Raw genomic sequence first — 21,852 nt, 5'->3', positions numbered from 1 at the left:
AAATTAACTTCCAGGCATCTGTTAACAACTGCTGTGCTGTTAATTTCTACCCCTTAATTTTTGAGTTTTCCAATACCTTCTCAGCTTGCGCTGCGCGATATTTTTTTATTGCATCGCGATATTCGGGGTATTTATTGCCCAAAACCGTAACTGCGAGAATAGCCGCATTAATGGCGCCGGCTTTTCCCACTGCAAGCGTTCCTACGGGTATTCCGGCAGGCATTTGCACTATGGATAAAAGTGCATCCAAGCCATTGGTGAAGGTGGATGAAGGCATGGGTACACCTAAAACAGGAAGTACCGTTTTTGCAGCTACCACTCCCGGTAAATGGGCGGCACCTCCTGCGGCGGCAATAAAGAGTTCAACCCCTCGTGGTTCTGCTGACTGGAGATAATCAAATAAAGCATCTGGGGTACGGTGGGCCGACAAGGCGCGTACTTCATGCGGAACATTGAACTTATCAAGAGTAAGGCTGGCTTCTTCCATAATAGACCAATCCGATTTTGAACCCATCAATATCGATACAAGTATATTTGACATATTCCCTCGCTAATTTATCTCATCTTAAATGTGTGTAATGTGACTCTGGTGCAGCAAAGACCGGAATTTATCAGTAGCTATAATCCGTCCTATTGCTTCAACCAACGCCTCCCCTTCCAGATTCTGGACTCTCGTTTTCAAGAGTTCTGGAGTATCTCCTGCTAAAACAGGACATTTCTTTTGCAAAATAATCGGGCCTGCATCAACCTGTTCGGTAACAAAATGTACGGTACAACCTGTTTCAATTTCTGCTGCATCCAAAACGGCTTGATGTACATCCAAATTCATTAATCCTGCATAAGCTGGTAATAAAGAAGGATGAATATTGATTATTTTATGTTGCCAATGCAAAACAAATTCAGCGGATAAAATGCGCATATAACCGATTAAGACAATCAGTTCGATGTGATGTTGTTTGAGTATCTTCGATAGATGATTATCAAAATCGGTTCGACTTAAGCCCTGGGGATTAACAAACATTGATTTAATCCCAAAATGCGCGGCTTTTTCCAAAATCAGGGCGTCTGCTTTATTACTTAAAACCAACTCTATTGATGCAGCTAAACGCTGTTCCTTTATTGCCGCAACAATGGCGTTAAGATTAGTCCCTCTGGTTGAACCGAGTACGGCAATACGAATCATGAGGCGCGTATCCTTTGCATGTGGTCAATACGTTGTTGAATTAATTGTTGGGTACCTATATCTTCACGATGAAATAAAGGTCCTGCAATTGATGAAATTTCTACTTCAGCACGCTTTTCTGCTGCATCAATTGAATCAGCAATTCCGACGTAAGCTGCAGTACGCGAACCTTCCGCCATAATTTGCTGGTCGATTTGGTTTACTGAAGAGAGGTATAAATGGTCCTGGCAGCCTACTTGGGAGAAATCTACGGCAAAGTTTTTCCTGGGGTTATCTGGATAGCCTTCAGGAACTGTATACTTGCACACTGTAGCCTTTGGTGAAAATTTAACCTGGGATGTGTGCAGCTCGCCCTTCACCATTGCCTGGCACAGGGCCACAAAATCAGATTCCAAAATGGATAAGACGTTTAATGCCTCGGGATCACCAAAGCGTGCATTAAATTCAATTACATAAATTCCTTTTTTGGTGGCAATGAAACTGCCATATAAAATGCCAATATAAGGTGCATCATATTCAGCAGCTAAGGCGTGAAAAACTGCGTTATTAATTTCCAGGGCTTCCTGCACGTCGGCGGCTGTTAAAAATGGCAAACTATGGTTTGTATCCGAATAACTGCCCATCCCGCCGGTATTAGGGCCCCGATCTCCATTATATGCGCGTTTATGATCTTGCACTAAAGGCATGGAAATGAGCTTTTTCCCATCAGCGAAACACATGAGGGAGAACTCTTGTCCAATCAGTTTTTCTTCAATGAGGATCGTTTGTTGTTTATCAAGGATTTCCTTGCAAAAATTTAGTGCCGCGGTCATGGAGTGGAGATGTTCACCGGCAACTTTAACCCCTTTTCCACCCATTAAGCCATTTGCTTTAATGACGTAATTGCCTTCCCCAAGTTCTGTGAGAAATTCCTCAACCTGGTTTAAGGTTGCGAATTTCTGGTAACGGGGCAAACCTGCAATGTGATGTTTTTTCATTAAATCACGGGCAAACTCTTTAGAGGTTTCTATTTGGGCCAATTTTTTTTGCGGACCGATGGTGGGAATCCCTGCTTGCCATAAGGCATCGGCCATTCCTTTTTCAAGTGGAGCTTCGGGGCCGATAATGGCCAATTCAATGTTCCAGAGTTTGGCAGTAGATACTACTGCAGCACAATCAGTGATATCCCCGGCACAATAGTGTTTTGTAAGTTGTCGGATACCTGGATTAATTGCTGTACCATAACAAAATAATGAGGTGGATTGCGGAGAGCGGTACAGCGCCTTGATGAGTGCATGTTCCCGTGCTCCGGAACCAATAACAAGAATATTCATTCAATCATGTCCTCTTTCAGGGGGGTAGGAAGCCTGCTTGACTCACGTTCGGTCTCAAGTTGCTGCATTTTTTCTGCAGTTAATTTGTTGCAAAAATAATCACCATCCATGCAGGCCATACAGGTTTTTTTGATCTGGTGTTCCCCGCGGCGGGTAACGGCTTCAACCAAATCCTCAGGGGACTGGTATAATAACGCATCAACCCCAAGATAGGAGGCAATTTCATCTTCAGTTTGATTTGCAGCAATCAGCTCTTTGCGCGAAGGAATATCAATTCCACTGAAACAAGGATTTTTTAGCGCCGGAGAAGTGGAGGCAAAATAAATTGCTTTTGCACCAGACTCCCTTACCATTTTAACAATCTCGCGGGAAGTTGTACCCCGAACAATACTGTCATCAATAATCATAACGACTTTATTTTTAATCTCAGTTTGTTGGGGGGTTAGTTTGTAACGAATATTGCGGCTTCTTGCCTTTTGATTCGGCATAATAAAGGTACGGCCGATAAACGGATTCTTATAGAGGCCTTCGGAATAGCGGACACCCAACTCGCTGGCAAAAGACAAAGCGGCAGTGTTGGCAGTGAAGGGCGCCGGAATCACAATATCCGGGATGAGATCAGGATGCTTGTTTTTCCATTGAACCGCCAGATTTTGTCCCATACGCAAACGGGCACGATAAACGCTAACATTATTCAGGGTGGCGTCAGGACGGGCGAAATACACGTATTCAAAAACACAAGGTCGGAATTGCTCCCTTTTTAAAACACGGCGATGCAGTCTACCGTTTAAATCAACAAAGGCTACTTCGCCTGGTAAAATATCCCCTTGGGGTTCGAAGCCCAGGGCATAAAAAGGGGTGGTTTCGGATGCAAAAATCGTATCGATCGTCCCATCAGGGTTTTCACGCGTCCCCCAAACTAATGGACGAATGCCATGAGGATCACGAAAGGCGACAAGCCCCTTGCCAATAACCACAGAGACAATGGAGTAAGCGCCTTCAATACGCGCAAAAATATGTGAGACCGCTTTGGTCAGCAGCTCGAAAAAGCAGTCGCTGTTTTCCTCATGGCTGGAGGCATTGCTGGCCAGGTTGTCTGCAAGCATCAGCAATAATGCTTCCGAATCAAGGGAAGAATTAAGATGCCGATGCTGCTTTAAACGAATTTCATCGGCCAGTTCCTGATAATTGGACAAATTTCCATTATGCGCAAGCGCAATTCCACGGGGGCTGCCAATCCATAAAGGCTGGACATCAGTTTCCGAATAGCCCCCTGCAGTAGGATAACGCACATGACCGATGCCTATAGTTCCTTTAAGCGGTGAGACGTTGTCGGGGGTGAAAATTTCACGCACCAGTCCTAGTCCATGTTTGGTATAGAACCGTTGATCGCAGGTCAGTATGCCAGCAGCATCCTGTCCCCGATGCTGTAAGTGAATGAGGCTCTCATACAACTCGGAGGCTACCGGCTCATGACTGTAAATACCTACTATCCCACACATTGGTTTGATTACCCCAAGAAGTTTGCAATATTGCGCATGATCCGTTGTTCGGCAGGCTCTTTATGTTCTGCAAAGCTGAATTGTTTACCGGTGATGCGTTCATACAACTGAATGTAGCGCGAGGAGAGCTCTTCAATTAATTCCTGTGGTGCTTGAGGAAGCTGCTCATCATGATAAGGATCTGAATTTTTTGCAAACCAAAGGCGCAAAAACTCCTTATCGATATTCTCTGGTTCTAACCCTGCTGCAATTCGCGCCTCATAACTGTCGGCAAGCCAATAACGGCTGGAGTCAGGCGTATGAATTTCGTCCACGACAATGATTTTTCCATCTGCATCACGGCCAAACTCATATTTGGTATCTACCAGAATCAAGCCATGATCTTTAGCCATTTCTGCACCCCGATGATAGAGTTTCAAAGCCAAAGCACTGGCTTCCAGCCAGTCTTCTTCGCTCATCCATCCTTCAGAAACAATTTCTGCGGGCGCAATAGGGCGGTCATGAACTTTTTCTTTGGTCGTTGGCGTCAGAACCGGTTGTTGCAGTTTTTGATTCTTTCTTAATCCTTCAGGGAAAGTGATTCCGCAATATTCACGGACTCCATTTTGATATTGAGTCCATAAAGAAGTGCTTGTGGTTCCGCTAATATAACCTCTTACGACAAATTCAATTGGAAAAACAGTGCATTTTTTGGCAATTACTACATTGGGATCCGGTACTGCGATGATGTGGTTAGGTATAAGATTCTTGGTTTGTTCAAACCACCAGGCACTGGTTAAATTAAGGACAGCACCTTTATAAGGAATCAGAGCGAGATGTCTGTCAAAAGCGGTGAGCCTGTCGGTGGTAATGAGGAGGAGGGAATCACCTAAATCATATGAATCTCTTACTTTGCCTTGATATTTTTTACCCACAGGCAAATTGGTTTGATTCAGGCAAAAAGCTAAAGCCCCTCGAATTTCATTCTCATAACGAGTTGTCATAGCGGTAGCATTCATGAGCATAAGGGTTCCCGATAATGTGAGTTAATAAAATTTGGTCTATTAGCTGGGAAACTTGCGTTTCGTCGCTAGTAAACTGCCATAAAACACCATGATTGATTTTATTTATTGCGGGCACTTCATAATGAGTATGCAGGGTTTGCAGTGTTTGTTGTCCCTTTAAATCTTCTTTGGCACGAACGAGATAGGCTAAAGCATTTTTGGAATTAATCTCGCTTAGGGATACTTCGCGTTCTTTACGATCTGAATACAAAAGCCCTGTTTGTTTCAAGTGGGCAACATCCTCTGCAGTATCACAAATAATTTCCCAATGCTCGAAACGATGTACCCTCACTGGAAAACCCAGGCGTCTTAAGGTTTTTTGCACCGTTAATGCCTGGTTGTCCGTAATAATCAGTTTGACCAGGCAGAGGTGACTGCCTGCAGTTTTACTAAAATTCTGCGGTTTTTGCTGCAATTTATCCGGACTTGCGTTACGTTTACGCAAATCATCACGATTATAGAGATGTTCTTTAATGTAATCCCGCATGGAAGCAAAAATAGGGTCGCCATTAACCGTGCGTTCTGGATGCGGCATCATCGCCATGACATTTCCGGCCTGATTGGTAATTGCAGCAATATTACCTGCAGAACCATTGGGATTAATCGGGAAATTATCAATGATATTGCCTTGGTCATCGCAATATTGAAATAAATTTAAACCCTGTTTTTCTATTTTCGCTAACAGGGAATCATCCATTAAAAAACGTCCTTGGGCGTGTGCGATAGGCAGATGGACTAAATCAGTAGATTTAAGATGGCGGGTGAAGGCATTATGTTGATGGTTCTCGGATAACCGCATGTGTACCCAGGTATTATAAAATCCGCTGCCGATAATTTTGCCATTGGTGATACGCTTGTTCTCAGTCAGCGCCAAACTAATCTCATCATGCTCAAAACCTGGAACCAAGCCTGATTCAACAAGAATCTGGGCGCCGTTGCAAATTCCTAATACAGGTTTGCCTTGCTCACTTTGAGCCTTGATTTCCTGAATTACCGGATCCAGTGCGGCAATGATTCCTGCACGGGAGCGGTCTTCATAAGAAAACCCTCCAATAAGGATGTAACCATCCAGGGAGCGTAATTTTTCTAAAGACTCATTCCATAAAAAAGCAACTGGCTCCATTCCCACGCGTTTTACGGCAAGCGCTGTTTCCCGTTCACAATTGGATCCTGGAAATTGAATTAAACCAATACGTATCATAACAGGGTCACCTTTTGCTGGCCTTTTACGACCTGTCCAATTTCGTAAAGAGGGAAAGACGGAAAATCATGGAGTACTGTACGCACTGCAGATAAGGTTTCGGGCGCTATAAAAAGAACCAAACCCGCTCCCATATTAAACGTGCGATACATATGCTCGTCATCCAAGTGGCCTAATTTGCGTAATAAATTAAATATCGGTAATTCAGGAATTTTTTTCTTGTGGATTTCTACCGCACAATTCACCGGTAAGATGCGGGGAATGTTTTCAAGTAAACCGCCGCCCGTGATATGGGCCATTCCTTTGATGGGGATATTCTTTCCTAAAATACTCAGCACCGGCCGGGTGTAATTAAGATGAGGAGTTAGCAGCTCTTCACCAATGCTCTGGGAAAAATCCTGAAAATGGGATTCAACCTTATATCCGGCAACATCAAAGAGCAGTTTTCTTGCCAATGAATAGCCATTGGTATGCAACCCGCTGGAAGGGAAGGTAACTACAAGATCTCCTTCGCATATTTCTTTACCTTGAATTGCTTTATTTTTTTCAACCACTCCGGTGATGACTCCGACTAAATCGAGTTCACCAGGTAAGTAGGTGCCCGGCATTTCTGCGGTTTCACCACCGACTAGAGAGATGTGGTTTTCTTTACAGGCTTTGACCATGCCTTTGATGATCTGTTCAATGGTTTCCGGTTTTAATTTATCGTTGGCAATGTAATCCAGCAAGGTAAGCGGTTTTGCACCTAACACAATGATGTCATTGGTTGTGGCGCTAACCAAATCAATGCCGATGGTGTCGAATTTTTGCATCATTTTGGCGACCATCATTTTTGTTCCTACGCCATCAATGCTTTGTACGAGGACGGGATGCTCATAATCCTGCAGCAAATCTTTGAGATCATACATGGCGCCAAAGCTGCCAATTCCGGTAAGTACTTGCGGGGAAAAGGTGCTTTCTACCGATTTTTTAATACTACGAACTGCTTCATTACCTGCTTCGATATCTACACCTGCAGCTTTATAATCAATAATCGACATTATATGAGCCTCTCAACTAAACCATTGTTCCAGGCAGTTTTGGCTGCACTGACTGACAAATTGATCACTGAATTGATTATCAAGCTGGGGGTTGTTGTTGTTTCCCCTATAGAGTGCAACGATACAGAATATTTTTTAGCTATCTGTTCCAGCTTGCTTACATTTTGCGGAGAAACCTCAAGGATAAATCCGCCGCTTTCGGAAAACAGTTTTTTCTCATTGGGCAGATCACCGCCTATAAAAACATTGACCCCAATTTCATTTTTAAAACACATCTCTGCTAACGCTACGGCAATGCCGCCTTCTGAAATGTCGTGGGCAGCTAACACCAGGCCTGCTTGTATGGCTGCATGCACGGTACTGATTTCATTAGCAAAAGAGGCGAGATCCGGTTTAGGCAGTTGGCTGCCGAGTTGATTATGTAGTTGGTAAAATACACTGCCGCCGCATTCATCTTTGCGGGCTCCAACCATAACGAGCACCGAATTGGGTTGCTTGAGATCATAGGTGACGGTTTTTGATAAATCGTCCATGGCCCCAAGGCAACTGATAATAGGGCTTGGTGGAATCGCACCTTGGCTTGATTCGTTATACAGTGATACGTTTCCTGAAATAATGGGTAAACTCACGCTGCGGTCGGTAAACATTTTCACCGCGTTACAGGCATCGACAATACCGCGCACAGAGTCAACAAACTCTCCCATTTGTTCAGGATTTTCAGGATTGCCAAAACATAAGCAGTCGGTCAAAGCCAAAGGCCATGCACCCACCGCAACGATATTACGCACTGATTCAATTACCGCATTCACGGCCCCCCAGTAGGCATCGATTTTATTGTAGCGGGGATTGTGATCGACTGATAAAGCAACCCCGGTTGCTTGAATTTCTTCTGGATATTTATCTTCATTAAATGGAGCAATTACACCCGCATCAGCCCATCCTGGCTCCACGACAGAGCGTCCCTGAACCTGCTTGTCGTAGTTTTCATAAATAGGGGTACGAGAGGCAATATTTTCATGCGCGAGTAATTTCAGTAATTGTCCATTGAAATCGGTTACCGTAATGTGCTGTGGTTCACTATGGGTATGCTGTTTTGTAGTGTAGGGACGATCGTACAAGATCCCTTTGGTAATATCTTCTGAACGCGCACAGACTATTTCTTTGTCTTGCGCTTTAACGACATACAAGCCATCCGTTCTTATAGTACCCACTACCGTTGCTTGCGCTCCATCACAGATTTCCGGAAGGGCGAAGCGTTCGTTATAATGCTTTAGAAAGGTAGCGACCAGTTCTTTGGGAACAACCCACATGAAGCGTTCCTGGGTTTCAGAACATAAGACCACGGCAGGTAACAGGTTATCCATGCTGGTGGGAACAAGATCGAGATTAATTTCTGCCCCATAGCCGCTGGCCTCTGCCAATTCAACGCTTGCACACGCGATGCCGCCTGCACCCAAATCTTTAAAGCCGACCCGCTCAATCAGGTTGTTTTCCCGCAGGAATTCAAACATCGCGTAATTGGCTTTCAGAATATGCCTTTGTAAAAATGCATTGGGTTCCTGGACCGCCCCTTTATTTTGTTCCTGCTGCTCTTCGCTCAGGGTTGCTGAAGCAAAGGCCGCACCACCGAAGCCGCTGTTGTCAGTGGGTTTGCCAACTAAAATAAATTGATAGCCATCTGCATTGGCAGGGGCATAGGAGTGGATAATCTGATCTTCCCTGACTACGCCTAAGGTAACTACTGTGACGAGACAATTTTCATTATAGGCTTCATCATAATAGGTATCGCCACCCAGATTAGGAATCCCCAGTGGATTTGCATAGCCTGCAATTCCTTGAATGACTCCCTGATGGATTTTTTTTGTTTTCGGGCGGTTAATGTCCCCAAAACGTAAACTGTCGGCAACACCAATGACCTCAGCACCCATACAACATACATCACGCACATTTCCGCCCACTCCGGTTGCGGCCCCTTCGTAGGGAACTAATTGGGAGGGATGATTATGCGATTCATGACTGACTACAATCCCATAGCGTCTGTTTTGTTTATCAGTGGCTACAGCCACAATTCCAGCATCCTCTTTGGGACCCAGGATGACATGGGGTGCTTTGGTATTAAATTGGTTGAGATGTTTGCGGCTGCTTTTATAGGAGCAGTGTTCTGAACCCTGAATGGACCATAAGACACATTCAGCATAGGTTGGGGGTCTTTTTAAAAGGGAGTTTTGAATGGTGAGGGCTTCATCAGGGGTTAGGCGCAGGCTAAAACGTTGGAGTAATTGTGCTATTTCCTCCAAGGACAGCCGAGAAAAATCAAAACAATCCGGGGCTTCTTGCATCTTAGGACCTTTGGCTAAAACGTGCCTAATTTTAATCCTAGTCCGCATATAAAGCAATACATTTTTTGCATTTAATTAACAAATTGGTCAAAAATCACTCTTTTGGGCGTAGGGAACTGTAGCCTGCGGACAAGGGGTTAAAACCCGATGTTGGCTATATTAAGTCCTGGATTGGCAGGGCCTTATCCAGGCTATATAAGTTTATGATGAATGAATTAAGACGGATTTGCCTCCTTCCATAATGTCTCGACAATTTGCGGATTTGCCAAGGTAGAGATATCCCCCAGCTCATCGAGATTTTGTATTTCTTTTCCAGCAATTTTTCGCAAGATGCGGCGCATGATTTTGCCTGAGCGGGTTTTAGGCAAATCATTAACAAACTGGATAACGTCCGGTTTGGCGATGGGGCTTATTTCTTTATTGACCTGTTGCAGTAATTCTTTTTTTAACTGTTCACCAGCAGCAAATCCTTGTTTTAGAATGACATAGGCATGAATACCCTGGCCTTTAAGATCATGCGGAATACCTACTACTGCTGCTTCGGCAACAGAAGGATGACTCACCAGCGCACTTTCAATTTCTGCCGTTCCCAAACGATGTCCGGAAACATTTATCACGTCATCCACGCGGCCGGTGATCCAGTAATCACCATCTTCATCGCGGTGTGCACCGTCACCTGTAATGTAATAACCATGATGTAAATAAGTCATGCAGTACCGTTGATGATCGCCGGCAATGGTTCTTGCCATGGAAGGCCAAGGGTATTTTATGGCTAAAAATCCCTGGCCGGATCCCACGATTTCATGGCCATGTTCATTAAGCAATACAGGAACAATACCGGGGATGGGTTGGCGTGCGGAGCCAGGCTTATGGACTGATTCATCGGCTCTGGGGCTTATCATGATGGCTCCGGTTTCAGTTTGCCACCAGGTATCAACAATAGGGCACCTGTTTTGCCCTACTTTTTGATAATACCATTGCCACGCTTCCGGGTTTATGGGTTCGCCAACTGATCCCAGTAATCGTAAGGAGTGCCGGGAGCTGGAGTTGAGCCATTCATCTCCGGCACGCATTAAGGCACGTATGGCCGTAGGCGCAGTATAAAATACATTCACTTGATGTTTATCCACGATCTGCCAGTTCCTGGCTGCATTGGGCCAGGTCGGGATTCCTTCATAAATCAGGGTGGTAATTCCATTACAAAGGGGGCCATATACCCCATAACTGTGCCCTGTAACCCAGCCTATATCAGCGGTACACCAATACACCTCGTTGCTTTGACAATTAAAAATTAATTGGTGGGTGTATGCGGTTTGTACCAAATAGCCCCCTGTTGTATGCACCACCCCTTTAGGTTGGCCAGTACTTCCTGAGGTATACAAAATAAATAAGGGATCTTCTGCATCCATGGGTTCGGGATCACAGTGTGCGCTTACTTGTTCCTTGAGCTCGTGCCACCAATGATCCTTGTCTTTATCAAAAGCTACAGACTCATCATTAGTCTGAATCAGAAGTCTTTGTAATGGTAAATCACCACAGGCTTCATCGAGTTGTTCTTTCAGATTGACGAGTTTCCCGCCCCGCTTAAAATGATTGGCAGAGATCAGGCATTTACATTCAGAAGCCAAAATCCGTTGCCTTAAGGCATGAGCAGAAAATCCGGCGAAGATCACTGTATGCACTGCTCCTATGCGGCTGCAGGCAAGCATGGCAATGGCGGCTTCGGGAATCATCGGCAAATAAATGGCGACTTTATCGCCTTTTTTTACCTGCAAGCGCTTAAGTACATTACTCATGCGACATACTTCTGCATGCAGTTCAGCAAAGCTCAGAATAGCATGTTGCTCGGGATCATCCCCCTCCCAAATTATCGCAGGATGATTTGCTTTATGTGGCAAATGCCTGTCCAGACAATTTATGCTGACATTCAACTTTCCGCCCTTGAACCAGGTTACATCACCATGCTTTAAGCCGCCGGTGAGTACAGTCTCCCAGGGATGGAGCCAATCTACTGTTTGTTGTGCCACCTCAGACCAAAACTCGCTTATAGAATCTTCCGTGGGAGTTAATTTTGGATTATGCCAATGAGCATGCATGCTATACCTCTTCACCTTGGGAAATCAGTTTTATAATTGCCGAAAAATCAGCATTACCGAGCCCTTGATCGATAAAATGCTGATAAATCGAGGTTGCTCTTGCGCCTAATGGGGTTTTCACATTGACCGATTGCGCTGAATCCTGGCTGAGAAGTAAATCTTTGAGCATCATTGCGGCTGCAAACCCTGGCTTGTAATCGTTATTGGCAGGGACATTTTCCAGTACCCCAGGAACAGGTGCATATTTGGTCATCGCCCAGCACTGGCCTGATGCACTACTTACTACCTCAAAAAGTTTTTGCGGTGATAATTGCAAGTGTTCTGCAAGCACAAATGCTTCGGAGATGGCAATCATGGAGATTCCAAGAATCATGTTATTGCATATTTTTGCTGCTTGTCCGCTCCCTGCGCCGCCTGTATGGATTATTTTTTGGCCCATCGCGCCCAATACCGGCTGGGCAGCCTGAAAGGCTTTTTCTTCACCACCAACCATGAAGGTTAAGGTCGCTGCTGCCGCACCTGCCACTCCACCAGATACCGGGGCATCGACGACTGCAAGTTGATGTTGTTTGGCTAAATGATGCAACTCGCGTGAGCTGTTTACATCGATAGTAGAGCAATCGATGAATAATGCTCCTTTTTTTGCAGATTGGAATAACCCATTACTGCCATGACATACATTCACTACTTGCGGACCGTTTTGCAACATCGTAATTAAAACATCTTTTTCCTCGGCGGCTTCATGCAGGTTTTGGGCAATCATCCCCCCTGCATGGGAAAAAAGCTGCAATGCAGTTTGTTGTATATCGTAACCCGTGACTTGATGACCTGCTTTAACCAGGTTCATGGCCATGGGTAAGCCCATATGCCCAAGTCCTACAAATCCAATTTTTGCCATTGAGTTCTCCATATGCTGAAAATAATGCCTGAGTGTAGCCATCAACAAAAAACTCCCTCTCCATAGGAAGAGGGAAGCAGTGAAGAGTTCACCATGGGCAGCAGCCCTTTCCATGAGTCCCTTTGCTTTTGGGGAGAAGGGGTGTTTCACTTAAGGGCAGTACTGCCGCATCACTTAGGCCAAATCCCTGATGTATCAATCATGCGTTGGCATAATAAAAGCACTTTCTTTAATTTCGCTTACCGGCCATTTACTGGTAACTGTTTTGCGCCGGGTATAAAAGTTGATGCTTTCTTGTCCATGCATGTTGGTGTCGCCAAAAGAAGAGTGCTTCCAGCCGCCAAAAGGATGATTGGCCACAGGAACAGGAATAGGTATATTTATCCCGACCATGCCTACCTGGACGCGTTGGCTGTATTCCCGTGCACTAAACCCATCCCGGGTAAAAATTGCGGTGCCGTTGCCGTATTGATTCCTATTGACCAGGGCAAGCGCTTCTTCGAAATTCTCGACCCGCACGATGACCAAAACAGGGCCAAAAATTTCATTTTGGTAAATGGACATGTTTTCATCAACCTGATCAAACAGGCAGGGTCCCATGAAAAATCCCTGGGAGTGTTCGGGATGCTTGAATGCCCTGCCGTCAATGATTAATTTGGCTCCCTCACTGAGCCCTTTTTCCACGGCGGCCAATACTTTTTCCCGATGTGGTCCGCTAATTAACGGTCCCATGTCGGTTCCTGGAGCATCCCCGGCATTAATTCGCATAGCTTTAATTTGAGGGGTCATTTTTTCAATCAAGGCATCTGCTGTATGTTGGCCTACAGTAACCACCACAGATATAGCCATGCATCGCTCGCCTGCAGAACCATAAGCGGCGCCTACTATTGCGGCAGCAGCCTGATCGAGGTCTGCATCAGGCATGACCACGCAATGGTTTTTCGCACCGCCAAAGGTATGGGAGCGTTTCCCATGGGATGTGGCGGTAGAATAAATATGTTGGGCAACAGGTGTTGAAGCAACCGCAGTAAAAGCCGCAATATCCGGATGAGCGAGCAGATGGTCTACGGTATTTTTATCCCCATGCAAGCAATTGGCTACTCCGGCAGGTAAGCCTGCGTCAGTTAATAATTCCAGCAAACGCACGGGAGCAGAAGGGTCTTGTTCAGAAGGTTTCAATATGAATGTATTGCCGCAGGCAATCGCCGGGATCATCATCCATACAGGAACCATCACCGGGAAATTAAAAGGGGAAACTCCCGCACAAACCCCCAGGGGTTGTCTTAACGTATGGCAATCAATTCCATTGGTTACATCGGCAGAAAAATCACCTTTAAGCTGATTGACCAGCCCACAATGTAATTCAACTACTTCGATTGCGCGGGCTACAGAACCTTTGGCATCATCCAGTGTTTTACCATGTTCACGAGTAACTATCCGTGCCAGATCCAGTTGATTTTTTTCTAAAAGTTCCCGGAATTTAAAAAGGATTCGTGCTCTTTTGATGGCGGGAGTTTGCGACCATTCAATTCCTGCTTCCTTGGCCGTAGCTACTGTTTTATCGCACAATTCTTTAGATGCGAAATGGACTTCACCAACTACTTCACCCAATGCTGGGTTGTAAATAGAGTGACTTTTAGCATCGTTTTCGTTGATAAATCGTCCGCCAATATAATGTTGTACCCTGTAGCCCATTACCAAACTCCTTTTTTTATTTTTATCAAATTAAGTGATTATTGTAATTGTTTCATGGAATTATTTATACAATAATAACGAAGAGATTAGGACTAAAATACCCTCTTTTTGAATCGCTCAGTTGGAGTTATTTTGAAACCGAGGCAGTAGTTAAGGAAACTAACCGATGGGAAAAGGAATTATTTTACGTGTACCTTATGGTGCCGAATTATCATCAGAATTGCTTGAAGCATTAAAAGACCGCTTTCCTGGCTATACTCTTGAAACTTACTATCAGAAACCTGATTACCGCCGTAGTTTTGGACGACGGGTGAATAGTCTCCATAAAGCATTCCACTTCCTTCTTGATGCTTATCCCCTACCTCCCCAAAGTAGCTTTTTAACCAAAGATACCTTACGCAAATATATAGAGGAATGCATGGAAATTGCTCTGGACGCAAAAGGGTCCACGGAAGATCTCCATCGGGAATTGGAAAAATATACTGCCAAATTAATCGAGTTGATTGCTTTGATGTGGGGTACTAATAATAAAGAAGCGATTGAGCTGTTAAATGAGGCGGAACAATATGAACTGATGAGGCATGGCCGCTATGATTTGGCAACGTTAATGCCTATGAAGGTGGGAGAAGATATAAGCTATGTCATCCAATTGGATGAAGCGCTCCCTCCCCACTACGAACAAATCATCAATGAACTAAAACAAATAAAATTTAAAAGATATCCCAAAACGCCTGCCTGGGTTTATGCGCTTAGCGAATACCAACAAGCCTATTTTTGCAATCTGGATCGAAAAATTAGCACTCATACTGAGGTGGTTCAGGATTTCAATAGCTTTTTAATCAATTGGTCATTAATTAAAAAGAGAGCGCTTAATTTAAATGTGGAACTGCAACAAATTGCTAAAGATGCTTTACCACTACCTGCATGGTTTAACGAATTGAGCCCCCATTTACGGGAAATGATTCGTGTTTTGGCGTCTGATCCGTCTAACCTGGACAAACAATTAAGCCACTTTAAAAAGCTGATTACCTCAGATAGTTTTAAAATCGAATGTTCCAGTACAGTGGGGCAAATCTCCAGTATCCCGCAATGGTATTGGGTATTGCCGCACCATCAACAGTTTTTCCTCGAGCATGTATTAAAAGGCAGTGAACAGGTAGAAGATGTATTTTCTTTTTTATCCAGCCGTCATCGTACTTTGCCTTTGCCGGCAAATTATGCTGCCCACAGTTTATTGGGAATAAGTCATAATGGAAAAGTAATTCGAGAACTCACAAAAAAACGCTATCGTTCCAGCCACATTGCCACACGAGATGGATTGGATTGGCCAGAAGCAGTACAACAGCGGCATAGTGACTCGAATCTTACAAAAGTAATGGAACATGCACAACCAGACCAACTCGCGATATTACAGACCCTGATTAGCCCCATTCATGCAGCGGATTATGTTCCGACTTTAATTACAGATTTTTTACCCACACTCCCTCCAGATTTGGAGTTGTATAAACTAGCGCGTGCAGCAGTAGATAGACAAACAAGAATTCAAAACCTTTTGCAAAACAATCATCCCTATAATTTAGCAAAACGTTTATATTATACCCAATCAAATGATAAAGACAGCTTGAATTTATTGGCTGTTGCGAAGAAATACGTCTCAACTACTCCAGGGTTACAAACACTTTTGGATCAATATAAGAGTGTTTTAGAGTCTGCACCGGGTACGGCGACTATTTTTGATTACGCTGGCAGGGAATTGTTTTTGAGTTCTTTGGAACAGCTCATTGTCCTGACTATCGGGGGATATTCTTATGGCTCTTGTGTCAGTGGCAAGGATAGAAAAGCCATAGAACTCATTCATACCGATGCAATGATTCTTTATAAAGAACTCTATGGCAGCTTGCCTGTATTTGATGAGGCTCCCGACAAGGAAAACCGTATTCGTTTTGTTTCCCTGGTAGCAGATCTTTATATGAGTCGCCATCATCATGAACATGCAGGGCACAATGCGCCCGGATCTGAAGGCATAAAAACACCGGAATGGTATTTACCGGAAGATATTGCTACAGAAATTAAAAAACGGCTGGATAATGAGCGCGCCCTTAGAGAAGATGATCGGGCGGCTACAGATAATGAAGTAAAAAATATTTTTATCGGCGGACATAAAAAAGTAAAAGAATACTCCTCACCAAAAAATACCCTTCTATGCCGCCTGGTTGCTCGCCAGTTAGGGAAAGTACACTGCAATCGCCTTTATGATGCCCTCCACCCTTTAATCAATGAAAAAAGTTTATTTATTCCAATAGATTCCAGTTCCCGCTGGTCTGCGGTATTTTTTCCTGAAACCCCTACAGTCCCTGACGGGATCAAACAAATTTTCGACCTGATGCTAAGTACTTCTTCGGGTAAAGATAATGTTGTGCGGCTTGAAAAGATACTACAAATTGTAATGGACCGGCCTGAATTCGATGAAAGCCGCACCACTGCAACCAATTCGGTTTATGGACGGTTACGCGCCTTTTTAAGGGCAAGCGAAGAGGATAATTTTGCCGAATTGGTTGAAAAAACCGTTGAAGAATGGGTCGGATTATTTAATAAATCCAAAGAGTCCCATCTTAGCGAGACAAGCGTTCTTAATTAAAAGGAAGCTAACCGGAGGTATTTTAGTCTCCAGCGGCTTCCTTGTTAAATTAACGTGCTGCTACAGCAAATGCTCAAGCCCATAAACCAAAGTGTTTAACCCTAATACTTTTTGGCAGGAGAGGATTATTCCAGGCATGAAAGAACGACGGTCAATACAATCATCAGTAATAGTTAATGTTTCCCCCACACTGCCAAAAATAACTTGTTGGCGGGCAATCACGCCAGGAAGGCGCACAGAATGAATGTTAACCTTACAATGTTCCCCACCGCGCACGCCCGGGACGAGTTCCTTGAGGTTTAATTTATTTTTAGGATTTTTTCTTGCCTCGGCAATCATTTCAGCAGTTTTTAACGCAGTTCCCGAGGGAGCATCAAGTTTTTGTTGATGATGTGCTTCAATAATCTCTACCTCAGTAAAGTACTCGGCAGCTTTGGCGGCGAAAAGCATCATCAAAACGGCACTTATAGAAAAATTGGGAACAATGATTCCACCCAGGCGGCGGCTTTCGCATATTGCGGTTAATTCCTTAATTTGTTCAGGAACCAACCCCGATGTTCCAATCACCGGATGTGCGCCATGCTGGATAATGGTGAGGCTGTTTTGATACACGCAATCTGCACGAGTGAGATCAACAACTATTTGGGCTTTGGTTTCCTGAATCGCTTGCGCCAAATCATCACCCCTGCCCAGTTGAGCGACTAAATCAAATTCCTTGTGATTATCTAAAGTGTCACAAGCCAAAGCTCCCATTTTTCCCTGGGACCCATTCACAATAACGCGCGTTAGCATAGTTTACCTCGAAATAATTATGATTTTTCTTTTTTAGCGGGATAGTGAGTTCGCCATGCCCAAATGGTTGCAAAAGGCCAGCCAATCACCGTAGCTTGTAACGCCAAGGCAACAAAAGCCCCCCCAGGATTATCATTCATAATAAGAACAATCCATGGGAAAAATACAGCCAGAAAGAGCATAAACATTTTTTTAATAAGACCTGTCATAATTACTCCACAAGTTCCTAATCGAAAGGGGGGTATTACCCTTTGTGTCAATGAATGTTATCACATAAATACATAGGTCAAATAATGAAGGCTATGTAAGAGAAGGCCTATTTCATTATAGGACTATCGCCATCTATTTTTCTACTTTGGATTTCGTTTTTCTGAGCAATAGCTGAACATGATTAAGAGTGCTTGCAAACAATCATTAAACATTGTACATTGTGCGCTCATTCTTAATGCGTAAATGCGAATGATTTCATCTTCCGGATATGACATTCAATATCTAACAAGGGTACTCTAATGAGAAAACAGGAGCTGCACCCACGCACCGCCGTTATTAATAAAACTCAAAAAAATAAATCTAAAAAAGCACGAACCGATGCTTTATTATGGTTGGCTGCCCATTTTCCTGCAGCATTCGATAATTCATTAAAAATCCACCCCTTAAAGATTGGGATCATGGATGATATTTTACTGCATGCGGATAAAGCCGCAGAAGCTGGTATTTCTAAGAGCAAACTAAGAGAAGCAGTGGTTTTGTATACACGCCGTCTTGATTATCTTGCTTGCCTGAAATTACGGGAAATGCGGATTGATTTGCAGGGTAATGAAGTGGGAGAGGTCACTGCAGAAGAGGCAGAGCATGCAGCGGCCAAGATTAAGAAGCGGGTGGAGAAAAGCGTTAGGAACGCCCGCAAAGTTCTAACGGAAAAGGGTACACACCAACCCGCTTCGAGCCAGCAATCGATTGGTTTCCCTGTAAAAACAAGCCAAACTGCTCAACCTGCCGAAGATCATTTTCCTACTTATCCAGTACGCTCCTCGACTTACAACAGTCTGAATACCCCAAGCCAACCGGTTAGGGCAACAGCGGTAATGGTGAAAAATAAAACAACAAGACAATATGATCCCGATGTGGTTGCACGCTTGAAAGAGAAGTTAGGTCTTTCGCGCAACCTTGAAGAGAAAAAAGAAGTCATCGAATAATTGCTGTTCGCTGAAAATTCTTTATCGAACATATATCCACTCTGCAAAATTTTATTGAATCTGAGTGGATATAAATCGGTGAGGAATGAATGAGCGGGTGATGGGAATCGAACCCACGCCATCAGCTTGGGAAGCTGAGGTTCTACCATTGAACTACACCCGCAAAATGCAGCCTGTAGCTGCCATTTAAACATCCTGTCGCTATCAGGCTCCTTGCTGACTCAGTGAAAGCAAAAACAATATCCGGAGTTTGGGTAAAAAACGGTTCATCATTCTCCGGTTCCTACCCTGAACTCGGGTCGTGATAAACCTATTATAGGCTTTAAACCTGAATTATCTCCATACTGTTTGTACCTCCTGCGGTACCAATTATGCGGCCACGGGTTAGTAAAACAAAACCTTTGGTTTCCAGGTGCCCCAGACGGATTAATTCCGTTAATACCTGCTGGTTCAAGGTTTCAGAATTAAAGGAATAATAATTCATGAACACCGGAAACACATTATGAGCCAGACACAAACGCCCTATGGTTCGTTTATTCGCCGACACGGCAATTATAGGAACCCTGCTTTGTTGTCTTGAAATCCATAACGCAGTATCTCCCGATTCTGTCAGAGTAATAATCGCGCGAATGGGGAAATGATTGGCGGCATGCATGGTTGCCATTGCAATTGCTTGGTCTGCACGTTGGTAATGACAGGTTTCATCATTGCTATCGTAATAAAAGCTTGCATGCTTTTCGGCACTTAAACAAATCTTGTTAACCATGGTCAATACTTTTACGGGGAATTGGCCGCTGGCAGTTTCTGCAGACAACATCACCGCATCGGTACCATCCAATATCGCATTGGCCACATCAGAAACTTCAGCCCGGGTAGGTTGCGGATTATTAATCATGGATTCCATCATTTGCGTTGCTGTGATGACTACTTTATCCAGGCGCCGCGCTTCCCCAATGATATGCTTTTGAATTGCCGGTACTTCTGCAGCACCGATTTCCACTCCCAAATCCCCGCGGGCTACCATGATGGCATCAGATTCCAGAATAATTTCAGTTAAATAATCCAATGCTTCCGTGCGTTCAATTTTGGCGATGATAGGTATTTTTTTACCGAATTCAGACATGAGGGCCCGGGTGTGGCGAATGTCTTCAGCATCCTTTACAAAGGACAAACTGATGTAATCAACTTCAGCTTCAATGGCGGTCCGTAAATCCCGTTTGTCTTTTTCCGTCATGGTGCGGGCTGCAAGGCCGCCCCCTTTTCTGTTTAACCCTTTAAGATCGCTGAGAATCCCGCCTTCAATGACTCGACAGTGAATTTTAGAGCCAACAATCTCCTTGACTTCCAACTCGACCAATCCGTCATTAAGTAATAAATGATCGCCTGGGGTTAATTCCGCGGAAAGATTGGGATAGGCCACCGAGACTTCAGTATGATTACCCAAGAGTTCTGCTGCATTGCAATCCAGGGTAAAGTCCTGACCTTCCACTAGAGTAATGGATTTGTTTTCAAAACGGCCAATACGAATTTTTGGACCTTGTAAATCCGCCATCACCGCCACGGGAAGTTGTAGTTCTTCGGCAATTTCCCGTACCAATGAAATAAGCTGTGAGGCTGAAGCATCGGCATGGGAAAAATTAATGCGCACCACATCAACCCCAGCGGTCAACATGGCACGTAGTGTTATGGGGTCACTACTGGATGGTCCTAAAGTAGCAACAATTTTAGTTTGTCTTAACATCTTTTGCACGCTCCTGCAAAATGGCAACAGCAGGCAAGGTCTTTCCTTCCAAACACTCAAGAAATGCCCCACCTCCAGTGGAAACATAGGAAATTTGCTGATTGAGATCATAGAGATCAATCGCTGCAAGGGTATCACCACCGCCAGCAATTGAAAAGGCCTCGCTTTCAGCTATGGCAATTGCCAAAGCCCGTGTACCATAGGCAAATTGTGCAAATTCAAATACACCAACCGGACCATTCCAAATGATGGTTTTGGCCTTGTCGATAATATCTACGTACTCTGCTACTGTCATAGGGCCAATATCGAGAATCATGTCGTCAGCAGCAACATTGTGCAGTGATTTATTGTATGCTGGACAATGCTCGCTAAATGTTTTGCCCACTACTACATCAGTTGGCAAGGGGATCTGACAGCCTTTTTCTTTGGCCAGTTGCAGAATTTCGCGTGCTTCATCCAGTAAATTCTGTTCATAAAGGGAAACACCAATTTCAAATCCCTGGGCTTTGAGAAAAGTATTGGCAATTCCGCCGCCGGGAATTAAATAATCCACACGGGTGACTAACTGCCTTAACAAGCTCAATTTTGTGGACACTTTGGCGCCGCCAACAATAGCAACAATTGGTTTTTTGGGGGCAGCAAGTGCCTTGTTCAAGGCATCCAGTTCTCTCACTAATAAGGGACCTGCAACGGCAATCGGTGCATATTGGGCAACTCCGTACGTAGAGGCCTGGGCTCTATGCGCTGTACCAAAGGCGTCCATGACAAAAATATCACAGAGCGCGGCAAGTTTTTTCGCCAGCTGCTCGTCATTATTTTTTTCGCCTACATTAAAACGGACGTTTTCACACACGACCAGCTCACCCGGCTTAACATCCAGTCCATTGAGGTAATCGCTTACAAAACGCACAGGATAGTCCAGATTTTCTTCTAAATATTGGGCAATCGGCTCCATGGAAAAACGACGTTCGAACTTTCCCTCTTCAGGACGTCCTAAATGGGATATGACCATAACCGCAGCACCCGCATCTAAAGCGGCTTTAATCGTGGGAAGTGCTGCCTGCAGCCGTTGGTCGCTGGTAATAATCCCTTCTTTGATTGGCACATTCAGATCTTCACGAATGAGTACTCGTTTTCCAGACAAGTCTATATCGTGCATTTGTATCAGATTCATC

General features: G+C 44.3%; 17 protein-coding genes and 1 tRNA gene. 2 read left to right on the top strand and 16 right to left on the bottom strand.

The features are described 5' to 3' along the window. Positions 1–46 precede the first annotated feature (46 nt). The 11 genes from purE to KYQ_RS16135 all read right to left on the bottom strand — a co-directional run bounded on the left by purE (position 47) and on the right by KYQ_RS16135 (position 14,310). Positions 47–541: a 5-(carboxyamino)imidazole ribonucleotide mutase gene (gene purE / locus KYQ_RS16185; RefSeq protein WP_029489076.1), complete on the bottom strand. Its 495-nt coding sequence runs from the start codon at positions 539–541 to the stop codon at positions 47–49. Between the two features lie 24 nt (positions 542–565). Beyond that, positions 566–1,183 (bottom strand): phosphoribosylglycinamide formyltransferase, encoded by a 618-nt coding sequence (gene purN / locus KYQ_RS16180; protein WP_010655174.1) that lies wholly within the window; start codon positions 1,181–1,183, stop codon positions 566–568. Continuing rightward, positions 1,180–2,496 carry a phosphoribosylamine--glycine ligase gene (purD, locus tag KYQ_RS16175; protein ID WP_010655173.1) on the bottom strand — a complete coding sequence of 439 codons (1,317 nt, stop codon included), beginning with the start codon at positions 2,494–2,496 and terminating at the stop codon, positions 1,180–1,182. Before purD ends, purN begins: the two co-directional genes overlap by 4 nt. Continuing rightward, positions 2,493–3,998 (bottom strand): amidophosphoribosyltransferase, encoded by a 1,506-nt coding sequence (gene purF, locus KYQ_RS16170; RefSeq protein ID WP_010655172.1) that lies wholly within the window; start codon positions 3,996–3,998, stop codon positions 2,493–2,495. Before purF ends, purD begins: the two co-directional genes overlap by 4 nt. An 8-nt stretch (positions 3,999–4,006) precedes the next feature. Beyond that, on the bottom strand, positions 4,007–5,002 hold the full coding sequence (locus KYQ_RS16165) for a phosphoribosylaminoimidazolesuccinocarboxamide synthase (protein WP_035748948.1): 996 nt from the start codon (positions 5,000–5,002) through the stop codon (positions 4,007–4,009). Then, positions 4,965–6,242: a phosphoribosylformylglycinamidine synthase I gene (gene purQ / locus KYQ_RS16160; protein WP_010655170.1), complete on the bottom strand. Its 1,278-nt coding sequence runs from the start codon at positions 6,240–6,242 to the stop codon at positions 4,965–4,967. Before purQ ends, KYQ_RS16165 begins: the two co-directional genes overlap by 38 nt. Further along, positions 6,239–7,282, bottom strand: a complete 1,044-nt coding sequence (gene purM, locus KYQ_RS16155) for a phosphoribosylformylglycinamidine cyclo-ligase (RefSeq protein ID WP_010655169.1) — start codon at positions 7,280–7,282, stop codon at positions 6,239–6,241. The genes purQ and purM overlap by 4 nt, the downstream gene beginning before the upstream one ends. After that, positions 7,282–9,621 carry a phosphoribosylformylglycinamidine synthase subunit PurL gene (gene purL, locus KYQ_RS16150; protein ID WP_010655168.1) on the bottom strand — a complete coding sequence of 780 codons (2,340 nt, stop codon included), beginning with the start codon at positions 9,619–9,621 and terminating at the stop codon, positions 7,282–7,284. Before purL ends, purM begins: the two co-directional genes overlap by 1 nt. Positions 9,622–9,836: 215 nt before the next feature. After that, positions 9,837–11,717, bottom strand: coding sequence for an acetate--CoA ligase (gene acs, locus KYQ_RS16145; RefSeq protein WP_010655167.1), 1,881 nt, complete (start codon positions 11,715–11,717; stop codon positions 9,837–9,839). A gap of 1 nt (position 11,718) precedes the next feature. Next, positions 11,719–12,657: a 3-hydroxyisobutyrate dehydrogenase gene (mmsB, locus tag KYQ_RS16140; RefSeq protein ID WP_330981657.1), complete on the bottom strand. Its 939-nt coding sequence runs from the start codon at positions 12,655–12,657 to the stop codon at positions 11,719–11,721. A gap of 153 nt (positions 12,658–12,810) precedes the next feature. Beyond that, positions 12,811–14,310, bottom strand: a complete 1,500-nt coding sequence (locus KYQ_RS16135; protein WP_010655165.1) for a CoA-acylating methylmalonate-semialdehyde dehydrogenase — start codon at positions 14,308–14,310, stop codon at positions 12,811–12,813. Positions 14,311–14,476: 166 nt separating this feature from the next. On the opposite strand from KYQ_RS16135, the gene KYQ_RS16130 reads away from it, so the two are divergent. Next, a complete protein-coding gene (locus KYQ_RS16130; protein WP_010655164.1) occupies positions 14,477–16,948 on the top strand; it encodes a hypothetical protein in 2,472 nt (823 codons plus the stop codon). A gap of 60 nt (positions 16,949–17,008) precedes the next feature. On the opposite strand, the gene dapB is transcribed toward KYQ_RS16130, so the two are convergent. Together dapB and KYQ_RS16120 are read right to left on the bottom strand one after the other, a co-directional pair. Continuing rightward, entirely contained in the window at positions 17,009–17,740 is a 732-nt protein-coding gene (gene dapB, locus KYQ_RS16125) for a 4-hydroxy-tetrahydrodipicolinate reductase (protein WP_010655163.1), read from the bottom strand. 17 nt (positions 17,741–17,757) lie between these two features. Beyond that, on the bottom strand, positions 17,758–17,949 hold the full coding sequence (locus KYQ_RS16120; RefSeq protein ID WP_010655162.1) for a hypothetical protein: 192 nt from the start codon (positions 17,947–17,949) through the stop codon (positions 17,758–17,760). Between the two features lie 300 nt (positions 17,950–18,249). Here KYQ_RS16120 and KYQ_RS16115 point away from each other — a divergent pair, with 300 nt between their 5' ends. Further along, positions 18,250–18,936, top strand: coding sequence for a ProQ/FinO family protein (locus KYQ_RS16115; RefSeq protein ID WP_010655161.1), 687 nt, complete (start codon positions 18,250–18,252; stop codon positions 18,934–18,936). A gap of 92 nt (positions 18,937–19,028) precedes the next feature. On the opposite strand, the gene KYQ_RS16110 is transcribed toward KYQ_RS16115, so the two are convergent. From KYQ_RS16110 to KYQ_RS16100, 3 genes are all read right to left on the bottom strand, one after another. Further along, positions 19,029–19,099, bottom strand: a tRNA-Gly gene (locus KYQ_RS16110). A 159-nt stretch (positions 19,100–19,258) separates the two neighbouring features. Then, a complete protein-coding gene (gene pyk / locus KYQ_RS16105) occupies positions 19,259–20,677 on the bottom strand; it encodes a pyruvate kinase (protein WP_010655160.1) in 1,419 nt (472 codons plus the stop codon). Next, positions 20,661–21,851: a phosphoglycerate kinase gene (locus KYQ_RS16100; protein WP_010655159.1), complete on the bottom strand. Its 1,191-nt coding sequence runs from the start codon at positions 21,849–21,851 to the stop codon at positions 20,661–20,663. The genes pyk and KYQ_RS16100 overlap by 17 nt, the downstream gene beginning before the upstream one ends. Between the last annotated feature and the right edge of the window lies 1 nt (position 21,852).

This window comes from Fluoribacter dumoffii NY 23 (assembly GCF_000236165.1).
GTDB lineage: Bacteria > Pseudomonadota > Gammaproteobacteria > Legionellales > Legionellaceae > Legionella > Legionella dumoffii.
This window is presented reverse-complemented; position numbering and strand designations above follow the sequence as displayed.

Bases quoted from the DNA above. Each gene is read 5' to 3' on its own strand.
- purD (WP_010655173.1), bottom strand. From the start codon at position 2,496: ATGAATATTCTTGTTATTGGTTCCGGAGCACGGGAACATGCACTCATC.
- purQ (WP_010655170.1), bottom strand. From the start codon at position 6,242: ATGATACGTATTGGTTTAATTCAATTTCCAGGATCCAATTGTGAACGG.
- purL (WP_010655168.1), bottom strand. From the start codon at position 9,621: ATGCAAGAAGCCCCGGATTGTTTTGATTTTTCTCGGCTGTCCTTGGAG.
- KYQ_RS16130 (WP_010655164.1), top strand. From the start codon at position 14,477: ATGGGAAAAGGAATTATTTTACGTGTACCTTATGGTGCCGAATTATCA.
- purN (WP_010655174.1), bottom strand. From the start codon at position 1,183: ATGATTCGTATTGCCGTACTCGGTTCAACCAGAGGGACTAATCTTAAC.
- KYQ_RS16100 (WP_010655159.1), bottom strand. From the start codon at position 21,851: ATGAATCTGATACAAATGCACGATATAGACTTGTCTGGAAAACGAGTA.
- purF (WP_010655172.1), bottom strand. From the start codon at position 3,998: ATGTGTGGGATAGTAGGTATTTACAGTCATGAGCCGGTAGCCTCCGAG.
- dapB (WP_010655163.1), bottom strand. From the start codon at position 17,740: ATGCTAACGCGCGTTATTGTGAATGGGTCCCAGGGAAAAATGGGAGCT.
- KYQ_RS16120 (WP_010655162.1), bottom strand. From the start codon at position 17,949: ATGACAGGTCTTATTAAAAAAATGTTTATGCTCTTTCTGGCTGTATTT.
- KYQ_RS16165 (WP_035748948.1), bottom strand. From the start codon at position 5,002: ATGCTCATGAATGCTACCGCTATGACAACTCGTTATGAGAATGAAATT.
- mmsB (WP_330981657.1), bottom strand. From the start codon at position 12,657: ATGGCTACACTCAGGCATTATTTTCAGCATATGGAGAACTCAATGGCA.
- KYQ_RS16135 (WP_010655165.1), bottom strand. From the start codon at position 14,310: ATGGGCTACAGGGTACAACATTATATTGGCGGACGATTTATCAACGAA.
- acs (WP_010655167.1), bottom strand. From the start codon at position 11,717: ATGCATGCTCATTGGCATAATCCAAAATTAACTCCCACGGAAGATTCT.
- purM (WP_010655169.1), bottom strand. From the start codon at position 7,282: ATGTCGATTATTGATTATAAAGCTGCAGGTGTAGATATCGAAGCAGGT.
- pyk (WP_010655160.1), bottom strand. From the start codon at position 20,677: ATGTTAAGACAAACTAAAATTGTTGCTACTTTAGGACCATCCAGTAGT.
- KYQ_RS16115 (WP_010655161.1), top strand. From the start codon at position 18,250: ATGAGAAAACAGGAGCTGCACCCACGCACCGCCGTTATTAATAAAACT.
- purE (WP_029489076.1), bottom strand. From the start codon at position 541: ATGTCAAATATACTTGTATCGATATTGATGGGTTCAAAATCGGATTGG.